Source organism: Anaeromyxobacter oryzisoli (genome assembly GCF_022690765.1).
Taxonomy (GTDB): Bacteria; Myxococcota; Myxococcia; order Myxococcales; family Anaeromyxobacteraceae; genus Anaeromyxobacter; species Anaeromyxobacter oryzisoli.
Map to the genome: position 1 here is coordinate 1 of NZ_JALCZA010000085.1, position 19,321 is coordinate 19,321.

Genomic DNA, 19,321 nt, shown 5'->3' on the forward strand with positions numbered 1-19,321 from the left:
CGCGAGGGCCCGTTCCCGTTCTCGCGCCTGGCGCCGAATGCGTGCACCTGGGGAGGCCGCGAATTCCCGTGAGACGATCCGCTCATGAACGCTCACGATCTCTCCGCCCGCCTCTCCGAGCTCCTCCACCGCGAGCACGAGTCCATGGCCGATTTCCTGATCGCGCTCGCCGACTTCGATCGCCGCCACCTCTGGCGCGACCTCGGCCACGCGAACCTCTTCTCCTTCCTCCACCGGGACCTCGGCCTCTCGAAGGGCGCCGCGTTCTACCGGAAGACCGCCGCCGAGCTCGTGCAGCGCTGCCCGGAGGTGATCGAGCCGCTCAGGGACGGCCGCCTCTGCTTCACGAGCGTGGTCGAGCTCGCGAAGGTCCTCACCCCGGAGAACCGCGACGAGATGCTGCCCCGATTCTTCCACCGCTCGAAGCGCGAGGCGCGGGAGGTCGTGGCGGAGCTGAAGCCGGTCGAGGCACCGCCGCGCCGTGAGGTCGTCACCGCGGTGCGCGGTCCGGCTCCTTCGGCGGCGGCGGCCGTGGTGGAGCTTCCGGTCGCGGCGGCCGATGCGACCGCGCCGGCGCAGCCACCTGAATCCGCCGCGCCGTGCGGTTGGCCAGCAGAACACCCCGATGCCAACTCTCCGCGCCCTGCGGCGCACGCCCCATCTTCCCGCGAGGCCCGCGGCGAATCGGTCGAGCCGCTCAGCGCCGACCTCCGGCGGCTCCATTTCAACGTCTCCCGCCGCTTCCTAGAGAAACTCGAGGCGGCGCGGGATGCGCTCTCCCACTCGCACCCCGGCGCCAGCACCGAGGAGATCCTCGAAGCCGGCCTCGATCTCCTCCTCGCCCGGAGCGCCAAGCGGAAGGGGCTCGTGCAGAAGCCGCTCGCGGAGCGCAGGCCCTCGCAGCCGGATCACATACCTGCCGCGGTGAAGCGCGCCGTCTGGATTCGCGACGGCGGCCGCTGCCAGTACCCCCTCGAGTCCGGCGGCATCTGCGGCTCGACCTACCAGCTCGAGTTCGATCACCGCAAGGCCAAGGCCCGCGGCGGCCGGCCGACGAAGAAGAACATTCGCCTCCTCTGCCGGGCTCACAACCAGCGCGCCGCTCGGGAGGTCTTCGGGGACGCCTTGATGGACCGCTATACGCGCCGGTCGAACGGCGAGCTCTTCGACCCCGCATCCGTCGAGCCACCGGGAACGCAGCCGCCGCGCGCAGCGAGGAAGAAGCGCTCGGGGTGAGCGGATGGCCGCTCCGGTCCTCAGGGACGGTGACAGGGATCGACGGCCGGCCACCGGACTGCTCCAGCTCTCCTGTCGCCCCCACGACGGTGGACCGGTCGAGAGCCGCGGCGAACGCCTCCATCATGCCGGTGAAGCACAGGCTTCTTCGGGGCCGATCTCGTCACTCCGGTCCCCGCCCGCGGGCGGCGCCCCGGCCTCCACCTCCTTCTTGAGCCAGCCCCACGCTCGCCGTGCAGGCGCGCTCGTACCCGCGGCCCCGGGCGCGAAACGCCTCGCGGAGCGGATGCGGGCCGGGACGATGTGATGAATGGTCAGACCTGCGGTGGGGCCCCTCCCCGCTGACGCGCGCCGTCGCGGGCGGCCGATCAGAGCCAGAGCCCGTGGCGGCCGTCGCTCCGCTCGTGCGCCCGCGCGAGGTCGTCGGGGGTGAGCCCCGACTCCTCGATGACCTGCCGCGTGGTCACGACGGGCGCGCCGGCGGCGACCGCGAGGGCCACCGACTCCGACGGCCGCGCGGAGATCTCGACGGGGCGACCGCCCTGGACGAGCCGGATGCGCGCCCCTCGCGGCGTGTCCTCCGCGGCGACGATCTCCACCTCGCGGACCTGCCCGCCGAGCTTCGCGATGGCCTCGCCGAGGGCGCCACGCCGCTCCCGTCCGTTGAGCGCCCGGGCGAGCTCGCGGGCCGTCACCGCGGGCAGCACCAGGGGCAGAATCGTCGCCGCGCCCTTCTCCCGGAGCACCAGGATCGACGGAGCGTCCTCGCTCACCGGCAGCACCCCGAGGACGTCGAGCTCCACGCGCCCGTCGCCGGCGCCGCTCGCCGCCACGATCAGCGCCAGGATCCCGGCGGCGATGGCGAGGGGAGAGGCGAGTGCTCCGGCGGGGGCGTGTCGGATCCTCATCGGACGGGGCGGGGTCCGCTCGACGGCGGCCCGCGCCTCGTACAATCTGGGGCACGCCGTCCGGCCTGCGCCACGCTGCGGGACGGGCGGCCGGCGCGGCGCGGCGCCGCCCGGCTCCGTTCCCGGCGGGGCTTCACGCGAGGGCGCGCCGGGCGTACGCCTGGAGGTACGATGCCGGCGCGGCGCTGGACGCCCGGCGGCCAGCGCTCACGGCTCACCTCGGACGGAGGCACGGATGAAGCGGCTCATCGTCAACGCCGACGATCTCGGCTACGACCCCGAGATCGACCGCGGCATCCTCGAGGCGCACGCGCGCGGGATCGTGACGAGCACCACCGCCATGGTCGAGACCCCGTTCGCCGCCGATGCGCTCCGGCGCGCGCCGCCGACGCTCGGGGTGGGGCTCCACCTCGTGGTCGATCCCGGCGTCGATCGCGTCACGGCCGAAGCCGTGGTCCGCCGGCAGCTCGCGCGGTTCGAGGCGCTCCGCGGCGCCGCCCCCACCCACCTCGACAGCCACAAGCACGCGCACGCGGCGCCGGCGGTGCTCGAGGCCGTCCTCGCGGTCGCCGTCGAGCGTGGCCTGGCGGTGCGCTCCGTCGACGGGCCGATGCGGGCGGCGATCCGGGCCAGGGGCGTCCCGACGCCCGCGGCGCTCCTCGGCGACGCCGCGCGGCGGCCCGCCTGGACGGAGGAGGCCCTCCTCGAGGCCCTGACGGCGCTGCCCGAGGGCACCGCCGAGCTCATGGCCCATCCCGGGCACGCGCCGAGCCACGCGCGCACCTCCTTCGGCGTGGAGCGTGAGATCGAACTCGCCGCGCTCTGCGGCGATCGCGCCCGGGCGCTGATCCGGTCGCGCGAGATCCAGCTCTGCGACTACACGGCGCTGCGCCGCGGGAGCCGCGGCGGGGCCGATCGCTGAGCGCCGACCCTTCTGGTCCGCCAAAACGTCCAGTTTCCGGTAGCTTGCGTCGGTCTGCCGCCTTTACACTCCGCGCGGCGGAATGGTAAGACCGTGGCGCCCATTGCCCACACCGAGGTTCCCCATGGCCGACGCGAAGCCTGTGGTGCCGAAGGACGGAGCGAAGATCACGCTCGTCGCGGGGAAGCTGAACGTCCCGGACCGACCGATCATCCCGTTCATCGAGGGGGACGGGACCGGACGCGACATCTGGCGCGCCAGCGTCCGCGTCCTCGACGCGGCGGTGGAGAAGGCCTACGGCGGGCGGCGCAAGATCGCCTGGACCGAGGTCTACGCCGGCGAGAAGGCCTTCACGAAGTTCAACACCTGGCTGCCCGACGAGACCGTCGAGGCGTTCCGCGAGTACATCATCGGCATCAAGGGACCGCTCACGACGCCGATCGGCGGCGGCATCCGGTCCCTGAACGTCGCCCTCCGGCAGCTCCTCGATCTCTACGTCTGCCTCCGTCCCGTCCGCTGGTTCAAGGGCGTCCCCTCGCCCGTGAAGCGGCCGGACAAGGTGAACATGGTGATCTTCCGCGAGAACACGGAGGACATCTACGCGGGCATCGAGTGGGAGGCGGGCTCGGAGCAGGCGAAGAAGCTCCTCGCCTTCATCCAGCAGGAGTTCCCCAAGGAGTACAAGAAGATCCGGTTCCCGGGCTCCGCCGGCGTGGGCATCAAGGCCGTCTCGCGCGAGGGGACCGAGCGGCTCGTCCGCGCGGCGATCGGGTACGCGCTCCGCCTCGGGCGGAAGAGCGTCACGTTCGTCCACAAGGGCAACATCATGAAGTACACCGAGGGCGCCTTCCGGAACTGGGGCTACGCCCTCGCCGAGCGCGAGTTCGGCGACAAGGTCTACACGTGGGAGCAGTGGGAGCGGACCCGGGCGTCGAAGGGGGAGGAGGCCGCGAGCACCGAGCAGAAGGCCGCGCTCGGCGCCGGCAAGCTCCTCGTGAAGGACGCGATCGCGGACATCACGCTGCAGCAGGTCCTCACGCGCCCCGAGGAGTTCGACGTCGTCGCGACGCTGAACCTGAACGGCGACTACCTCTCCGACGCGCTCGCGGCCCAGGTCGGCGGGATCGGCATCGCCCCCGGCGGCAACGCCAACTACGTCACCGGGCACGCCATCTTCGAGGCGACGCACGGCACCGCGCCGAAGTACGCCGACCAGGACAAGGTGAACCCGGGCTCGGTGATCCTCTCCGGCGAGCTGATGTTCCGCCACCTGGGCTGGGACGAGGCGGCCGACCGGGTGCTCCGGGGGATGGACGGCGCCATCGCCTCGCACCGCGTGACGTACGACTTCGCCCGCCTGATGAAGGCGGAGGGGATCGCGGACGCGGTCGAGGTGAAGACCTCCCAGTTCGGCGACGAGATCATCAAGCACATGTAGGGCGAGTCCCCCCCCGACACGAAGGGAGACGGCATGGCTTCCCGGAAGAAGATCGCGCTCATCGGCGCCGGCCAGATCGGCGGCACGATGGCCCTGCTCTGCGGCCAGCGCAGCCTCGGCGACGTGGTCCTCGTGGACATCATGGAGGGCGTCGCCAAGGGCAAGGCCCTCGACCTGCAGCAGACCCGGAGCATCCTCGGGTTCGACGTCGACGTGACCGGCGGCGGGACGACCGACTACGCGATCATCAAGGACGCGGACGTCTGCATCGTCACGGCGGGCGTGCCCCGCAAGCCGGGGATGAGCCGCGACGATCTCCTCAAGGTGAACCTGGAGGCGATCTCGAAGGTCGCGCTCGGCATCAAGCAGTACGCCCCGAACGCCTTCGTCATCGTGGTGACCAACCCGCTCGACTCGATGGTGTACGCGATGTACCGGATCACCGGCTTCCCGCGGAGCCGGGTGGTCGGGATGGCGGGCGTCCTCGACACCGCCCGCTTCCGGTACTTCGTGGCGGAGGCCGCCGGGGTGTCGCCGCGGGACGTCACCGCCATGGTCCTCGGCGGCCACGGCGACGACATGGTCCCCGTCCTCCGCTACTGCTCCGTGAACGGGACGCCGCTCGCGAAGCTCGTGGACAAGGCCAGGCTCGACGCGATCGTGGAGCGCACCCGCAAGGGCGGCGGCGAGATCGTCGCGCTCCTCGGCACCGGCTCCGCCTTCTACGCCCCGGCGTCGAGCGCGGTTGCGATGGCCGAGAGCTACCTGCGCGATCAGAAGCGGACGTTCCCGTGCTCGGCCTACCTCGACGGTCAGTACGGCGTGAAGGGGCTCTTCGTCGGCGTCCCGGTGGTCATCGGGGCGGGCGGCGTGGAGCGCGTCATCGAGGTCGAGCTCGCCGAGGACGAGAAGGCGATGCTCGCGAAGTCCGTCGAGAGCGTCCGGAAGTCCGTCGCCGAGACCAGGCTGTAGGCCCCAGGCCCAGGGCTGGTTCGCCGGGGGGGCCGGCCGGTCGCCGGGCCGTCGGACGCCGGCGACGGACCACGGGCGCCAGGACCGGCCGGCGTCGGACCGGTCGCCAGGGGAGGGTGAGCGATGGTACGCTCACCCGCGCCGCCCGGGCCGGGCGCCGACGAGCGTTCGTGGTCCGGCCAGGACGGCGGTGCGCGAGGTCCGCCGCCGGGCCGCGGAGCCCTCCGCCGGGCGATCGGCCTCCGGGGCGGAGCGCGGGAAGACCAGGGAGCACGAGACCGGGTGAAGATCCACGAGTACCAGGCGAAGGAGATCCTCCGGAAGTTCGGGGTGGCCGTCCCGCGCGGCTACCTCGCGGTGACGCCGCTCGAGGCGGAGGGAGCCGCGCGCCAGCTCGGCGGGGGCATCTGCGCGGTGAAGGCGCAGATCCACGCCGGCGGGCGGGGCAAGGGGGGCGGGGTTCGCCTCGCCCGCTCGCCCGACGAGGCGCGGCAGCACGCCGAGGCGATGCTCGGGATGATGCTGAAGACGTCCCAGACCGGCCCGGACGGGCAGCAGGTCCGCAAGGTCTACCTCGAGGAGGGCTGCCGGATCGCCCGGGAGCTCTATCTCGGCATGACCCTCGACCGCGACGTGGGGCGGCTCGCGGTGATGGCGTCGGTCGAGGGCGGGGTGGACATCGAGGAGGTCGCGGCGCAGCACCCGGAGCGGATCCTCCGGGAGTGGATCTCCCCGCTCACCGGCCTCATGCCCTTCCAGGCGCGGCGCCTCGCGTTCGGCCTCGGGATGCAGGGGGACTCGGTGGGGGCGTTCGTGCGGTTCGCGACCGGCCTCTACAACGCCTACGTCGCGACCGACGCGTCGCTCGCCGAGATCAACCCGCTCGTCATCACCGTCGGCGGCGACGTCCTGGCGCTCGACGCGAAGATGAACTTCGACGACAACGCGCTCTACCGCCACCCGGACATCGCGGCGATGCGCGATCCCGACGAGGAGGATCCCAAGGAGGCGGCGGCGAGGGAGTACGACCTCTCGTACATCACACTCGACGGGGACATCGGCTGCATGGTGAATGGGGCCGGCCTCGCCATGGCGACGATGGACGTCATCCAGCTCTCGGGCGGGGCGCCGGCGAACTTCCTCGACGTGGGCGGCGGCGCCGACGAGGAGAAGGTCACGGCGGCCTTCAAGATCATCCTCTCCGACCCGCACGTGAAGGCGGTGCTCGTGAACATCTTCGGCGGGATCATGAAGTGCGACGTCATCGCGAACGGCATCGTCGCGGCGGCGAAGCAGGTCGGCCTGTCCATCCCGCTCGTGGTGCGGCTCGAGGGGACCAACGTGGAGCTCGGCAAGGACATCCTGGCGCACAGCGAGCTCGCGATCACGCCCGCCGACGACCTCGGCGACGCCGCGCGGAAGGTGGTCCAGGCGGCCCGGGCCGCGTGAGCGGGGCTCCCGGCCGCCGCGGTCCGTAGAGGGAATCCCTTGAGCATCCTCGTCGATCGCAACACGCGCGTCCTCATCCAGGGCATCACCGGCTCCGCGGGCAGCTTCCACGGCGAGCAGATGCTCGCCTACGGCACCCAGGTCGTCGCGGGCGTCACCCCGAACCGCGGCGGGACGCGCTTCCAGGGCACGGTGCCCATCTTCCACACGGTCTCCGACGCGGTCCGGGAGACGGGCGCCGACGCCGCCGCGATCTTCGTGCCGCCGCCGGCCGCCGCGGACGCGATCATCGAGGCGGCCGAGGCGGACATCCCGCTCATCGTCGCCATCACGGAGGGGATCCCGGTCCTCGACATGGTGCGCGTTCGGCGCTTCGTCGAGAGCCGCCCCGGCTCGCGCCTCATCGGGCCGAACTGTCCGGGCGTGATCACGCCGGGGCAGTGCAAGATCGGGATCATGCCGGGGCACGTCCACCGGCCCGGGCACGTCGGGGTGGTCTCCCGCTCCGGCACCCTCACCTACGAGGCGGTGAAGCAGCTCACGGACCTCGGCCTCGGCCAGTCCACCGCCGTGGGCATCGGCGGCGACCCGGTGCACGGGACGGACTTCGTGGACGTCCTCCGCGCGTTCGAGGCGGACCCGGAGACCGAGGCGGTGATCATGATCGGCGAGATCGGCGGCGGCGAGGAGGAGCGGGGCGCCGCGTTCGTCCGCGATCACATGACCAAGCCGGTGGTCGGCTTCATCGCCGGCCGCACCGCCCCGCCCGGCAAGCGGATGGGGCACGCGGGCGCCGTGATCTCCGGCGGGGCCGGGACCGCCGCCGCGAAGATCGCCGCGATGCGCGAGGCGGGGATCACCGTCGTCGATGGACCTCACCTGCTCGGCCGGGCGATGAAGGACGCGCTCGGCCGCCGCGGGAAGCCGAAGCCGCTCCCGGTGACCACCGGGAAGCGGCCGGCGCCGGCGCCGCCGCCGAAGAAGGGCGCGGCGAGCCGTGGCGCCTCGCCGCCGCAGCGCGGCGGCAAGGCGACGAAGAAGGCCGCGAAGGGCGAGCGAGAGTAGCCCGCCGGCCGGCAGATCTCGGCGCGACGGTCCGGGCGGGCTCAGGGTGAGCCGCCGTCCGAGAGGCTCACGGTGAGCCGGCCCGCCGCGCCCGAGGGTACACACGCAAGGACGAACAGGAGAGCAGACATGGCGATCGAGCGCACGCTGTCCATCATCAAGCCCGACGGCGTCGAGAAGGGTGTCATCGGGAAGGTCATCGCCCGGTTCGAGGAGCAGGGGCTGAAGCCCATCGCGATCCGGCTCACGCAGCTCTCGAAGGCGGACGCCGAGGGCTTCTACGCGGTCCACAAGGCGCGGTCGTTCTTCGCCGACCTCGTGAAGTTCATGACGAGCGGGCCGGTCGTCCTGATGGTCCTCGAGGGCGAGGGCGCCGTCGCGAAGAACCGCGAGATCATGGGCGCGACCGACCCCGCGAAGGCGGCCCCCGGTACGCTCCGGAAGGACTTCGCGACCAACATCGAGAAGAACACCGTCCACGGGTCGGACAGCCTCGAGAACGCGAAGGTCGAGGTTTCGTACTTCTTCCCCGAGGTCCAGATCCACTCTTATCAGTGGAAGAAGTAGGCCAACCCCGCGAGATCATTGGGTAGGGGCGGGCTCCCCCTCGCCGGGGAGCCTGCTCCGGCCGCCGTTCCGGTTACAATGATCGTGCCCGTCCCTCTCCCGGGGGGCGGGCTTCGTCGTTTCCGGGAGCGGAGGAGAAACCGTTTGGAGTCAGCAGTACCGGCGTGGAAGTGGGCGCTCGCGATCGTGTTCCTGCTCGGGTCGGCGTTCTGCTCGGGCACCGAGACCGCGCTCACCGCGCTCGGCGACGCCCGGGCACGTCAGCTCCGGGACGAGGGCGGGAGCCCGGGGGCGCGGCTCCGGCTCTGGATCGAGCACCCGGAGCGGGTGCTCTCGACCCTGCTCATCGGGAACACCCTCGTGAACATCGGCGCCGGGGCGCTCGCCGCGTCGCTCGGGGTGGACGTCGCCGCCTGGACGGGCTGGAGCGCCGCGACCGTGGTCGCGGCCACCACGGCCGCCGCCACCGCCGTGATCCTCTTCTTCGGCGAGATCGTCCCGAAGACGCTCGGCAAGCGGCACCCGGTCCGCTTCGCGCTCGCCGCGCTCCCCCTGTCGAACGCCCTGACGATCGTCCTCTGGCCGGCGTCCGCGGCGGTGACGCGGATCACGGGCGCCCTGCTGTCGCTGCTGGGCGGGAAGCACGCCGCCGGCGCGCCGGCGGTCACGGGCGAGGAGATCGAGTACCTCATCGAGATGGGCACGCGCGAGGGCGTCCTCGACGAGGTCAAGGAGGAGCTGCTCAACAGCGTCCTCGAGTTCGCCGATCGCGTCGCGAAGGAGATCATGACCCCGCGGACCCGGATGGTCGCGATCGACCGCGAGGCCGCCCCGGAGGACCTGGTCCGGGTCGTGACGGAGAACCCGTACAGCCGGATGCCGGTGTACGAGGGGAGCGTCGACAACGTGATCGGCATCCTCCTCGTCCGCGACATCGTCCAGGACGTCCGCGGGCCGCAGCGGAGCATCTCCCTCGAGCGCCACCTGAAGCCGGCGTTCTTCGTCCCCGAGGGGATGAAGATCTCGCGGCTGCTCAAGGAGATGCAGCGGCGCCGGACGCACCTCGCGGTCGTGGTGGACGAGTTCGGGGGCACGAGCGGGCTCGTGACGCTCGAGGACGTCCTCGAGGAGATCGTCGGCGAGATCCAGGACGAGGCGGACGTCGAGGCGGCGCCGGTGAAGGCCGTCTCCCCGGGCGTGTGGCTCGCCGACGCCGCGGTGCCGCTCCGGGAGCTCGAGGCGTTCCTCGACGAGGGGCTCGCCAGGGCGACCGCCTCGGCGACCGGGCGAGCGCCCGGGATCCGGTTCCCGGAGGAGGGCGACTACGAGACGCTCGGCGGGTTCGTGACCGCCACCGCCGGGCGCGTGCCGCCGGTGGGCGCCGCCGTGACCTGGGGCGGGCTCACCTTCACCGTCCGCGCCGGCGACGAGCGGCGCGTCACGCGCGTGGAGATCGCGCGCCCGCCGGACGAGGCCGCCGCCGCGGCGACGCCCGCGGTCGCGCCGGTCGCCGCGCGGGGTTAGGAGAGGCGTGATGGATCACCCCGAGGCCCGGCCCGATCTGCGCTCCCTCCCGCAGGAGCACCTCGCGGCGCTCGTCGCGTCGCTCGGGGAGCGGCCGTTCCGCGCGCGCCAGCTCTTCCGGTGGCTGCACCTCAAGGGCGCGGCCTCGCTCGACGAGATGACCGACGTCCCGCGCGCCCTCCGCGAGGCGCTCGCGGCGCGGACCGACCTCGTGACGCTCGAGCGGGCGACGGAGCAGCGCTCGACGGACGGCACCATCAAGTGGACGTGGCGCACGCGCGACGGGAAGCTGGTCGAGTCCGTCTACATGCCGGAGGCGGACCGGCGGACCCTCTGCGTCTCCTCGCAGGTGGGGTGCGCCGTCGGCTGCACCTTCTGCCTGACCGGCACGATGGGGCTCGCGCGGAACCTCACGCCGGGCGAGATCGTCGAGCAGGTCCACCGGGCGAACCGGCGGCTCGTGGAGCTCGGGGAGGGCGAGGCGCCGCGGCCGCTCACCAACCTGGTGTTCATGGGCATGGGCGAGCCGCTCGCGAACTACCGCGCCCTCGAGATCGCCCTCGAGCTCCTGCTGTCGGAGGACGGCCCGAACTTCTCGCACCGTCACGTGACGGTCTCCACCTCGGGGCTCGTCCCGATGATGCGCCGGTTCGGGGAGGAGACCCAGGTGAAGCTCGCGGTCTCCCTCAACGCGACGACCGACGCGCAGCGCGACGCGCTCATGCCGATCAACCGGCGCTACCCGCTCGCCGAGCTCCTCGCCGCGTGCCGGGACTTCCCCATGAAGCAGGGGCGGCGGATCACCTTCGAGTACGTGCTGCTGGGGGGCGTGAACGACACGCTCGAGGACGCCGAGCGGCTCGCGCGGCTGCTGCGCGGGATCCCCGCGAAGGTGAACCTCATCCCGTACAACGAGAACCCGGGGCTCGGGTTCTCGTCCCCGGCCCCCGAGCGCGTGGAGGCGTTCCAGGGCGTCCTCGTGGCCCGGAACGTGACCGCGGTGGTCCGCAAGCATCGCGGGCGGGACATCTCCGCCGCGTGCGGACAGCTCGTCGCGGAGGGTGGGCCGGGCGACCCGCGCCGGCGCGGGGCGGGGTCCGGACCGTTGACCGGCGCACCGCGCCCGGGCTAGGAAGACCCACCCACGGCTCCCGCACCCCGCGGGCCGGAAGAGGTCGCCTACATGTCACTCCTCGTCGTCGGCTCCGTCGCGCTCGACTCCCTCGAAACCCCCTTCGGGCGTCGGGAGGACGTGCTCGGCGGCTCGGCGTCCTACTTCTCGACCTGCGCCAGCTTCTTCGGACCCACGCGCGTCGTCGCCGTCGTCGGCGAGGACTTCCCCGAGGAGCACGTCCGCTTCCTCCGCGAGCGCGGGATCGATCTCGCCGGCCTCGCGCGCCGGCCGGGCAAGACCTTCCGCTGGAAGGGCCGGTACGAGTTCGACCTCAACACGGCCCACACCCTCGACACGCAGCTCAACGTGTTCGCCGCGTTCCGGCCCGAGCTGCCGGAGCACTACCGCGACTCCGAGTACGTCTTCCTCGGGAACATCGACCCCGATCTGCAGCGCGCGGTGCTCGACCAGGTGAAGCGGCCGCGGTTCATCGGCTGCGACACGATGAACTACTGGATCACCTCGAAGCGCGAGAGCCTGCTCGAGACGCTGAAGCGCGTGGACATGCTGTTCGTGAACGACGCCGAGGCGCGCCAGCTCGCCGGCGAGCACAACGTCGTCAAGGCGGCGCGGAAGATCCTCACCTTCGGCCCGCGGGCGGTCGTCATCAAGCGGGGCGAGTACGGGGCGCTCTTCTTCTCGGGCGAGGAGGTCTTCGCGGCCAACGCGGTGCCGCTGCCGGCCGTGTTCGACCCGACTGGCGCCGGCGACAGCTTCGCGGGTGGGTTCATGGGCTACCTCGCCAAGAACCGGCGCGAGGATCACGCCACGATGCGCCGCGCGATCGTGCTCGGGAGCGTGCTCGCGAGCTTCACCGTGGAGCAGTTCTCGCTCGATCGGCTCCGGTCGCTCACGCCGGAGGAGATCCGCGCCCGCTACGGTGAGGCCCGGAGCCTCGCCCGGTTCGACGAGCTCGAGGCGGATCTGTTCAACGGGAATGGAACGCCCCGTTGACGCGCGATCGGCCCGGCGGATACCATCCGCCGTCGCGCCGGGCCGCGCATGCGCATCGGGATCATCTCCGACATCCACTCCAACCTCGAGGCGCTGACCGAGACGCTCGCGGCGCTCGAGCGGCACCATCCCGACCGGATCGTGTGCCTCGGGGACGTGGTCGGCTACGGCGCGAGCGTGAACGAGTGCTGCGCGCTCGTCCGCAAGGTCTCCTCCGTCACGCTCCTCGGGAACCACGACGCCGCGGTGTCCGGGCGGATGGACTACAGCTTCTACTACGACGCGGCGCGGCACGCCCTCGACTGGACCGCCTCGCGCATCGACCCGGATCACCTCGAGTGGCTGCGCACGCTGTCCTACGTCCACTCCCTCGAGGGCGCCTCGTTCAGCCACGGCAACCCGCTGAACCCCGAGGCCTACGAGTACGTGTTCGCGGTGGAGCAGGCGCGCGAGCTGCTGCCGAGCTACGGGGCGCTCGCCGAGGTGAGCTTCGTGGGCCACTCCCACCTGTGCAAGGCGTTCGCGCTGCAGGCGAGCGGCGAGGTGCACGAGGTGATCGCCGCGAAGTTCGGGCTCCGCCGCGGGCACAAGTACGTGATCTCGGTGGGCTCCGTGGGGCAGCCCCGCGATTGCGACAACCGCGCCTGCTGGGTGCTGTACGACACCGAGGAGCGCACGGTCGAGTACCACCGCGTTCCCTACGACGTGGAGACCTCCGCGCAGAAGATCTTCGACGCGGACCTCGCGCTCAACTTCGGGAAGCGGCTGTTCCTGGGAGTGTAGCGCGCCCTGGGATGCGGGCACGGGGGGGCGAACCCGAACCCGAATGCGCACCCGCTCTCCGTGCCCGTCGCCCTGTTCCGTGCCCCCTGGCCCGTGCCCGGTGCTTCAACGGATGACGGGGACGGGGCCATGGGACCCGGGATCCGGGTCGGGGACACGCGGGTTCGCGTTCGTGCCGTCGGAGAAGGCCCGGTCGCGACCGCGAAGCGCGCAAGGTCACGGGCCCCGCCGCCCTTCGACAGGCTCAATACATCTCGGGCGGAGAGCAGGCCCGGTCGAGGAGGGGCCTTGCAGGCGAACGGCCCTGAATGACGAGCGGTCTGGGCTCAGGAAGATGGAGAGACCGGGGCGGCGCAGTGCGTGGGAATCGTCTGCGCAAGATCGGCCCCGAAGAAGCCCGCGTTTCACCGATAGCGCTACGAGCTTCCGCCAGCACCATGGCCTGAGTCGCCCGTCGCGCTGCCGCCCATTCGCGAGGCGGCCGACGGTTTCACGGCGAGCGTTGGGCCCGCAGCCCTTTCGCGGGAACCCCAATTTCACGAATCGGCTGTTGACTCGTTTTCCGGTGGGTGACGCTTCGCGAGCCCAGGTCGTTCGAAAAGGCTTCTCTCGCAACGCCGCGCGGGCGCCGTGCGCCGCGAGTCCGCGCGGAGCCGAGGCGCGAGGGACCGTTCCCGCTCTCGCGCCTGGCGCCGAATGCGTGCGTCTGGGGAGGGCACGAAATCGCGTGAGACCATCCGTTCATGCACGCACGCGATCTCTCCGCCCGCCTCTCCGAGCTCCTCCGCCGCGAGCACGACTGCATGGCCGATTTTCTCGTCGCGCTCGCCGATTTCGATCGCCGGCGGCTCTGGGTCGAGCTCGGCTACTCGAGCCTGTTCTGGTTCCTCCATCGTGAGCTCGGGCTCTCGAAGGGGGCCGCGTTCTACCGGAAGACGGCGGCCGAGCTGGTGCAGCGGTTTCCCGAGGTCATCGAGCCGCTACGCGACGGGAGGCTTTGCATCTCGAGCATCGCGGAGCTCGCGAAGGTGATCTCGCCCGAGAACCGCGCGGAGGTGCTGCCTCGGTTCTTCCACCGCTCGAAGCACGAGGCGGCGGAGGTTGCGGCCGAGATCAAGCCGGTCGAGAAGGCCCCGCGTCGCGAGGTCTTGACCGCGGTGCGCGTCTCGGTCGCGGAGGAGACCGTTCCGCGTCTCGAGGTCGCGGCGGCGGCGAGCCCGGGCGCGGCGCTCCCGGTCGCGGCTCCGAACGTCATCATCGACGAGCTGTTCGAGGCGCGAGGTTTTCCAGAAAACCCTGTCGATGCCAACTCTCCGCGCGCTGCGGCGCATGCCCCATCTTCCCGCGAGCCCCGTGGCGAATCGGTCGAGCCGCTCAGCGCCGACCTCCGGCGACTTCACTTCAACGTCTCCCGCCGCTTCCTCGAGAAGCTCGCCGCCGCGCGGGATGCGCTCTCCCATTCGCATTTCGGCGCCAGCACCGAGGAGATCCTCGAGGTCGGCCTCGACCTCCTCCTCGCCCGGAGCGCCAAGCGGAAGGGGCTCGTGCAGAAGCCGCTCGCGGAGCGCCGCCCCTCGAAGCCGGAGCACCTCTCCGCCGAGGTGAAGCGCCAGGTCTGGCTCCGCGACGGCGGCCGCTGCCAGTACCCCCTCGACTCCGGCGGCATCTGCGGCTCGACCTACCTGCTCGAGTTCGATCACCGCGAAGCCGAGGCCCTGGGCGGCCCGCCGACGGTCGAGAACATCCACCTTCTCTGTTTCTTTCATAACCAGCTCGCCGCTCGGAAGGTCTTCGGGGACGCCTTGATGGACCGGTTCAGGCGACGGTCGAACGGCGAGCTCTTCGACTCCGCACGCGTCAGGCGCGCGGGAACGCAGTCGCCGTGCGCAGTGAAGAAGAAGCGCTCGGGGTGAGCGGATGGCCGGCCCGGCTCTCGGGCGACGGTGATGATGGGGGCCGGCGTGCGGCTGTCGGACCTGCTCTAGCTCTCCTGCCGCCCCGCATCGGTGGGTGGTCGAGAGCCGTGGCGAGCGCCTCATAGCGCCTCTCGGTTGGGTCGAGCCCGTCGCGAGGCACACGATGCCGTCGCCGAGCCGGGGCACACGACGACGGAGCAGCGCAGGCGCTTCGAAGCTCCGTTCGCCCTGAGCGTAGGCGCGCGTTGCGCGCCGGAGTCGAAGGGCGAGCAGCGAAGGAGGAGTCTGCCCGGCGCAGGCAGGCAGCGTGCGCCGCAGCAGGGCTCAGCCCAATCGAGCGGCGCTGTCCGCATGCCGGTGAAGCACGGGTTTCTTCGGGGCCGATCTCGTCACTCCGGCCCCGGCCCGCGGACGGCGCCGCGGCCGCCACCTCCTTCCCGAGCCAGCTTCACGCTTGCCGTGCAGGCGCGCTCGTACTTGCAGCCCCCCAGCACGAGACGCCTCGCGGAGCGGATGCGGGGCTGGGACGACGTGATGAACGATCGGGCGCAGCCCTCTTCACGATCAGACCACGCTCAGGTGCGTCGTCAGGGTGAGGACGGAGACCACCCCGTCCGCGTCCATCGCCACGATCCGCAGCGCGTCGTCGGCGAACAGCCGGACCGGGGCGACGCCGGGGATGGTGCCGAGCAGCTCGCCGGTGCGCGCGTCGAGGCAGGCGATCCCGTCGCCGGCGGCGAGGAGGAGGCCGCGGGTGGAGACCGGGGCGGCGGGGGCGGGCGGCGGAACCCCCGGGGAAGCGGGGCGCGTCCAGCGGACCTCGCCGTCGCGAGCGAGCGCGACGAGCGCGCCCGAGGCGTCCTGGATCGCGAGCAGCGGCCCCGCCACCGCGAGGCGGGGCGCGCCTCGGAGATCCGGCGCGACGGTCCACGCCGGCGCGCCGGTGCGCTGGAGCACCGTCACCGCGGGATCGCCGGCGACCGTGCCGCCGACCACGACGCGGGCTCCCCAGGCGAGCGGCGGCGCGGTCGGGAGCACGTCGAGGGGCGCCTCCCAGAGCCGGACGCCGGACGCCGGATCCACCGCCAGCACCGCGGCGCCGGCGCCGACCTCGGCGGCCGCGACGCAGGCGCCGGCGGCGGCGGCCGGCGGTCCGAGGAAGGCGCCCGGGCCTCGCACGCGCCACGCCACGCGGCCGGCGGCGTCCACGCCGTAGAGGAAGCCCGTGCCCGCGGCCACCGCCGCGATCCCGCCGAACCCCCGGACGCGGAGGGCGCCGGCGGCGGGCGGCGCGAAGCGCCAGAGCACCCCGCCCGTGGCCGGATCGAGGCCCGTGAGGGCGCCGTGCCCGGCGAGCGCCCACGGGCCGCGCGCGAGCGCGATGGCCGCCGACGGCGCGCCGCCCGGGAGCGGGACCGTCCAGAGGGGATGACCGTCGCGCAGGGCGCGGGCGGTGACGCGATCGCCGCGGACGGCGACGACCGCGCCGGGGACCACCGCGGCGAGGTCGCACCCCTCGGCGCGCCAGCGCACCTCGGCGCCGGCCGGGTCGATCGCGGCGAGGCCGTCCTCCCCGGCCGCGACGAGGGTGCGGCCGGCGGCGAGCAGGCCGGCCCCGGCCGGCCGCCCGACGTCGAGCGCGAGGCGGCGCTGGAACCCGAGCCGGCGGAGCCGGCCCGGCCCGAGCGGCTCCTGGGAGAGCGCCCGCAGCCGGCGGGGAGCGCGGCCCGGGGCCGCGGTGGCCCCCGGTCGATCGCCCGCCGCGAGCTCCTCGGCGAGGGCGAGCCGCTCGGCCGCGGACGCCTCGAGCTCGAGGAGGAACCCGTTCTCCGCCTGCCGCGGGTTGCGCGCGCGCGCGGTCCGTCCGAGCTCGAGGGCCGCCCCGGAGACGGCCCGCACGAGGTCGAGCGGCGGGCACGGCGTGGCGGGGCCGCCGGCCGAGATGCGCCCGGCGACGAGGTCGAGCCGGAGCGTGAGCGCCGCCGCGCGACCAGCCCGGGCGAGCGTCCCCGCGTACTCCCGCTCACCGCGCTGGAGCGCGTCGAGGATCCCCCGGGACAGGCCGTTCAGATCCCGGAGGAGGAGGAACGGGAAGCCCGGGAGCGCGACGATCTCCGCGCCGTCCGCCGCGCGGATCGTCACCGTGCCCGGCGCGAGCAGGGACCCGAGGTCCGGCCTCCCGCCCTCGTACGCGAGCAGGGCGTCGTCCTCGTGCAGCTCGAAGGCGCACGCGACCGGCCCCGCCCGGCCCGCGTGCGGGCGCTCGCGACGGACTTCGGCGGACGGGACCCGGGGCAGGGCGGGCCCGGTCCGGCGGAGGTCGCGCGCGGCGGCCTGCAGGCGGCGCGCGCCGCGCGTCGCGTCGGGCGCGATCCGGGCGAGCTGGCGGCAGAAGTCGGCGGCGGCGGCGAGCGCCGCGGCGGAGAGCGCCTCCAGCTCGACCTCCACGTCCCGGGCCAGGACGCGTGAGGGGCGCGCGACCGACACGATGGTGAGGAGCGCGCTCGCGCCTCGGCGCCGGACGAGCAGCTCGAGGCCGCCGTCCGGGAACGCCACGGTGGCGTGCGGCGCGCCGCCGAGCACGCGCGCGACGGCGCGGAGGAGCGCCTCGAGCGACGGCAGGAGCGGGCCCTCGGCGCGCCCTGCGGTGAGGTCGATCCCGTCCACCTCGATGGCGAGCGCGTCGACGATCGTCCGGGCGGCGGTCCGCCCGGCCGCGCGGGCGGGCCCGAGCATCGCCCGGAGTCGCGGGTCGTGGCGCCAGGCCGTGCCGGTGCGGATCCGGATCATGGGATCGGAAGAATCATCGCGGAATCAGGTACTTTCAACATTGACAGGGGCCCAGGCCGGCACGAAGATGACGGCTTCGACGCTGCCCGCGGCGACCCTTCGTTCGCCCGCGCGTCCGGGACATCTTGCAAGACCTCCTACCTCAAGGACGTACATGACCTTCACCGAAGCCGCCATCGAGGTGCTGCGGCGCGAAGGGAAGCCTCTCCACTTCAAGAAGATCGCGGAGATCGCCGCCCGGGAGAACCTGCTCGACCATGTCGGCAAGGTCCCCGAGGACACGATGGCCGATCAGCTCGCGGCGCACTGCCGGCTCCCACATCCGGAACGGCGGCTCTGGGCCGTCCAGCAGGGGACCTTCGCGCTCGCCGAATGGGGGCTCGAGGAGGACCCGACCGGGTTCGAGAACCTGATCGAGCCGCCACCCGAGGGCGAGCCGCCCTATCGCGGCAGGGAGCGCCACCCGACCCCGTCCCGCGAGCTCGCCCGTGCCTCCGGGCGCGGCGAGGGGCGAGGCGAGGCGCGCGGCGAGGGGCGCGCGCGCCGTCGCGAGGAGGCCGAGGAGCGGCGCGGGAAGCGCTTCCCGCCGCCGGCCGAGGTCGCCTACGAGATCCTCGCCGGCGCCGGGCGGCCGCTCACGTTCGTGGACATCGCAGGGCGGGGCGCCGAGCGGCTGCTCATGCCCGACGCCTTCGTGCGCGATCACGCGGCGCTCGCCGCGGCGCTCGCCGAGGACAACCGCCGCCGCGAGGCGGCGGGGCGGATGCCCCTCTTCCAGGTCGAGGGCGAGACCGTCACGCTGGTCGCCCAGCCCGAGCCGGGCGAGCGCATCACGCCGGTCCCGGCGCGGGCCGCCACCTCCCCGGCCGATCTGCGGCGCGCCGCGCTCGCAGCGCTGCGTCGCCGCCTCCGCGAGTGCGACGCCCCCACCGTCGAGCACGTGGCCGTGGCCCTGCTCGAGAAGCTCGGGTTCCGCGAGCTCAAGGTCGCGCGGCGCGGCCGCGAGCACGTCATCTACACCGGCCGGCGGAAGCTCGGGCTCATGGAGGTCCGCCACGCGGTGCGCGTCCTGCGGACGGGCGCCGACGCCAGCCGGCGCGACGTGACCGACCTCCGCCGCGACCTCGGCCACTACGGCGCCCAGATCGGCGTGGTCGTCACCGCGGGCGAGGCCGCCCGCGATGCCCGCGGCGACGCGAGCGCGGCGGGCCAGGTCCCGGTGCTGCTCCTCTGCGGCGAGGCGCTCGCCGAGGCGTTCGCGGACGCGGCCGTCGGCTGCGTGCCGGTGGTCGTGCCCGAGGTGGACGAGGGCTTCTTCAAGGCCGCCGCCGAGGCCGCCGAGAAAGAGGAGGCCGCCCGCCGCGCGCGGCGCGAGGAGCGCGAGCGGCGCGAGGAACGTGGCGCGCCGGCCCCGGCGCCGGCCGCGACGGAGCCCGTCGCCGTCTCGATCGAGGGCGCCCCGGGACGCCCGGCGGCCGAGGCTGGACCGACGATCGTGGTGGTCCCCGCGGAGCTGCCCGCCGAGAAGCCGGTGGTGGTCGCGACCGAGGTCGCGGCGACCGACGAGGAGGGCGAGGAAGGGCCGGAGGGCGAGGAGGAGGACGCCGAGCCCGCGGCCGAGGC

Annotated in this window: 15 protein-coding genes; 13 read left to right on the forward strand and 2 right to left on the reverse strand. The window is 73.2% G+C overall.

Annotation, left to right across the window (positions count from 1 at the left end; genetic code table 11):
• The first annotated feature begins 84 nt into the window (after positions 1-84).
• A complete protein-coding gene (locus MNZ27_RS19500; protein ID WP_242395764.1) occupies positions 85-1,236 on the forward strand; it encodes an HNH endonuclease in 1,152 nt (383 codons plus the stop codon).
• A gap of 368 nt (positions 1,237-1,604) precedes the next feature.
• Here the strand turns inward: MNZ27_RS19500 and MNZ27_RS19505 are convergent, their stop codons facing one another.
• The gene (locus MNZ27_RS19505) at positions 1,605-2,144 is read right to left on the reverse strand and encodes a bifunctional nuclease family protein (protein WP_242395765.1); all 540 of its coding nucleotides are present in this window, start codon (positions 2,142-2,144) and stop codon (positions 1,605-1,607) included.
• A gap of 235 nt (positions 2,145-2,379) precedes the next feature.
• Between MNZ27_RS19505 and MNZ27_RS19510 the strand changes: the two genes are divergently transcribed.
• The 11 genes from MNZ27_RS19510 to MNZ27_RS19560 all read left to right on the forward strand — a co-directional run bounded on the left by MNZ27_RS19510 (position 2,380) and on the right by MNZ27_RS19560 (position 14,905).
• On the forward strand, positions 2,380-3,066 hold the full coding sequence (locus tag MNZ27_RS19510; protein WP_242395766.1) for a carbohydrate deacetylase: 687 nt from the start codon (positions 2,380-2,382) through the stop codon (positions 3,064-3,066).
• 124 nt (positions 3,067-3,190) lie between these two features.
• Positions 3,191-4,504 carry an NADP-dependent isocitrate dehydrogenase gene (icd, locus tag MNZ27_RS19515; protein WP_242395767.1) on the forward strand — a complete coding sequence of 438 codons (1,314 nt, stop codon included), beginning with the start codon at positions 3,191-3,193 and terminating at the stop codon, positions 4,502-4,504.
• 33 nt (positions 4,505-4,537) lie between these two features.
• The gene (mdh, locus tag MNZ27_RS19520) at positions 4,538-5,476 is read left to right on the forward strand and encodes a malate dehydrogenase (protein ID WP_242395768.1); all 939 of its coding nucleotides are present in this window, start codon (positions 4,538-4,540) and stop codon (positions 5,474-5,476) included.
• Positions 5,477-5,758: 282 nt separating this feature from the next.
• Positions 5,759-6,925, forward strand: coding sequence for an ADP-forming succinate--CoA ligase subunit beta (sucC, locus tag MNZ27_RS19525; protein WP_242395769.1), 1,167 nt, complete (start codon positions 5,759-5,761; stop codon positions 6,923-6,925).
• Between the two features lie 39 nt (positions 6,926-6,964).
• The gene (sucD, locus tag MNZ27_RS19530; RefSeq protein ID WP_242395770.1) at positions 6,965-7,990 is read left to right on the forward strand and encodes a succinate--CoA ligase subunit alpha; all 1,026 of its coding nucleotides are present in this window, start codon (positions 6,965-6,967) and stop codon (positions 7,988-7,990) included.
• Between the two features lie 129 nt (positions 7,991-8,119).
• The gene (ndk, locus tag MNZ27_RS19535) at positions 8,120-8,557 is read left to right on the forward strand and encodes a nucleoside-diphosphate kinase (RefSeq protein WP_242395771.1); all 438 of its coding nucleotides are present in this window, start codon (positions 8,120-8,122) and stop codon (positions 8,555-8,557) included.
• A gap of 144 nt (positions 8,558-8,701) precedes the next feature.
• Positions 8,702-10,081, forward strand: coding sequence for a hemolysin family protein (locus MNZ27_RS19540; protein WP_242395772.1), 1,380 nt, complete (start codon positions 8,702-8,704; stop codon positions 10,079-10,081).
• 10 nt (positions 10,082-10,091) lie between these two features.
• Positions 10,092-11,213, forward strand: a complete 1,122-nt coding sequence (gene rlmN, locus MNZ27_RS19545) for a 23S rRNA (adenine(2503)-C(2))-methyltransferase RlmN (RefSeq protein WP_242395773.1) — start codon at positions 10,092-10,094, stop codon at positions 11,211-11,213.
• Between the two features lie 51 nt (positions 11,214-11,264).
• Positions 11,265-12,209 (forward strand): PfkB family carbohydrate kinase, encoded by a 945-nt coding sequence (locus tag MNZ27_RS19550; protein WP_242395774.1) that lies wholly within the window; start codon positions 11,265-11,267, stop codon positions 12,207-12,209.
• A gap of 48 nt (positions 12,210-12,257) precedes the next feature.
• Positions 12,258-12,992, forward strand: a complete 735-nt coding sequence (locus MNZ27_RS19555) for a metallophosphoesterase family protein (RefSeq protein ID WP_242395775.1) — start codon at positions 12,258-12,260, stop codon at positions 12,990-12,992.
• A gap of 743 nt (positions 12,993-13,735) precedes the next feature.
• Positions 13,736-14,905, forward strand: a complete 1,170-nt coding sequence (locus MNZ27_RS19560; protein WP_242395776.1) for an HNH endonuclease — start codon at positions 13,736-13,738, stop codon at positions 14,903-14,905.
• A gap of 567 nt (positions 14,906-15,472) precedes the next feature.
• Here the strand turns inward: MNZ27_RS19560 and MNZ27_RS19565 are convergent.
• Positions 15,473-17,698, reverse strand: a complete 2,226-nt coding sequence (locus MNZ27_RS19565; protein WP_242395777.1) for an outer membrane protein assembly factor BamB family protein — start codon at positions 17,696-17,698, stop codon at positions 15,473-15,475.
• A 154-nt stretch (positions 17,699-17,852) separates the two neighbouring features.
• On the opposite strand from MNZ27_RS19565, the gene MNZ27_RS19570 reads away from it, so the two are divergent.
• A partial coding sequence (locus tag MNZ27_RS19570) for an HTH domain-containing protein (RefSeq protein WP_242395778.1) occupies positions 17,853-19,321 on the forward strand: 1,469 nt, incomplete at its 3' end.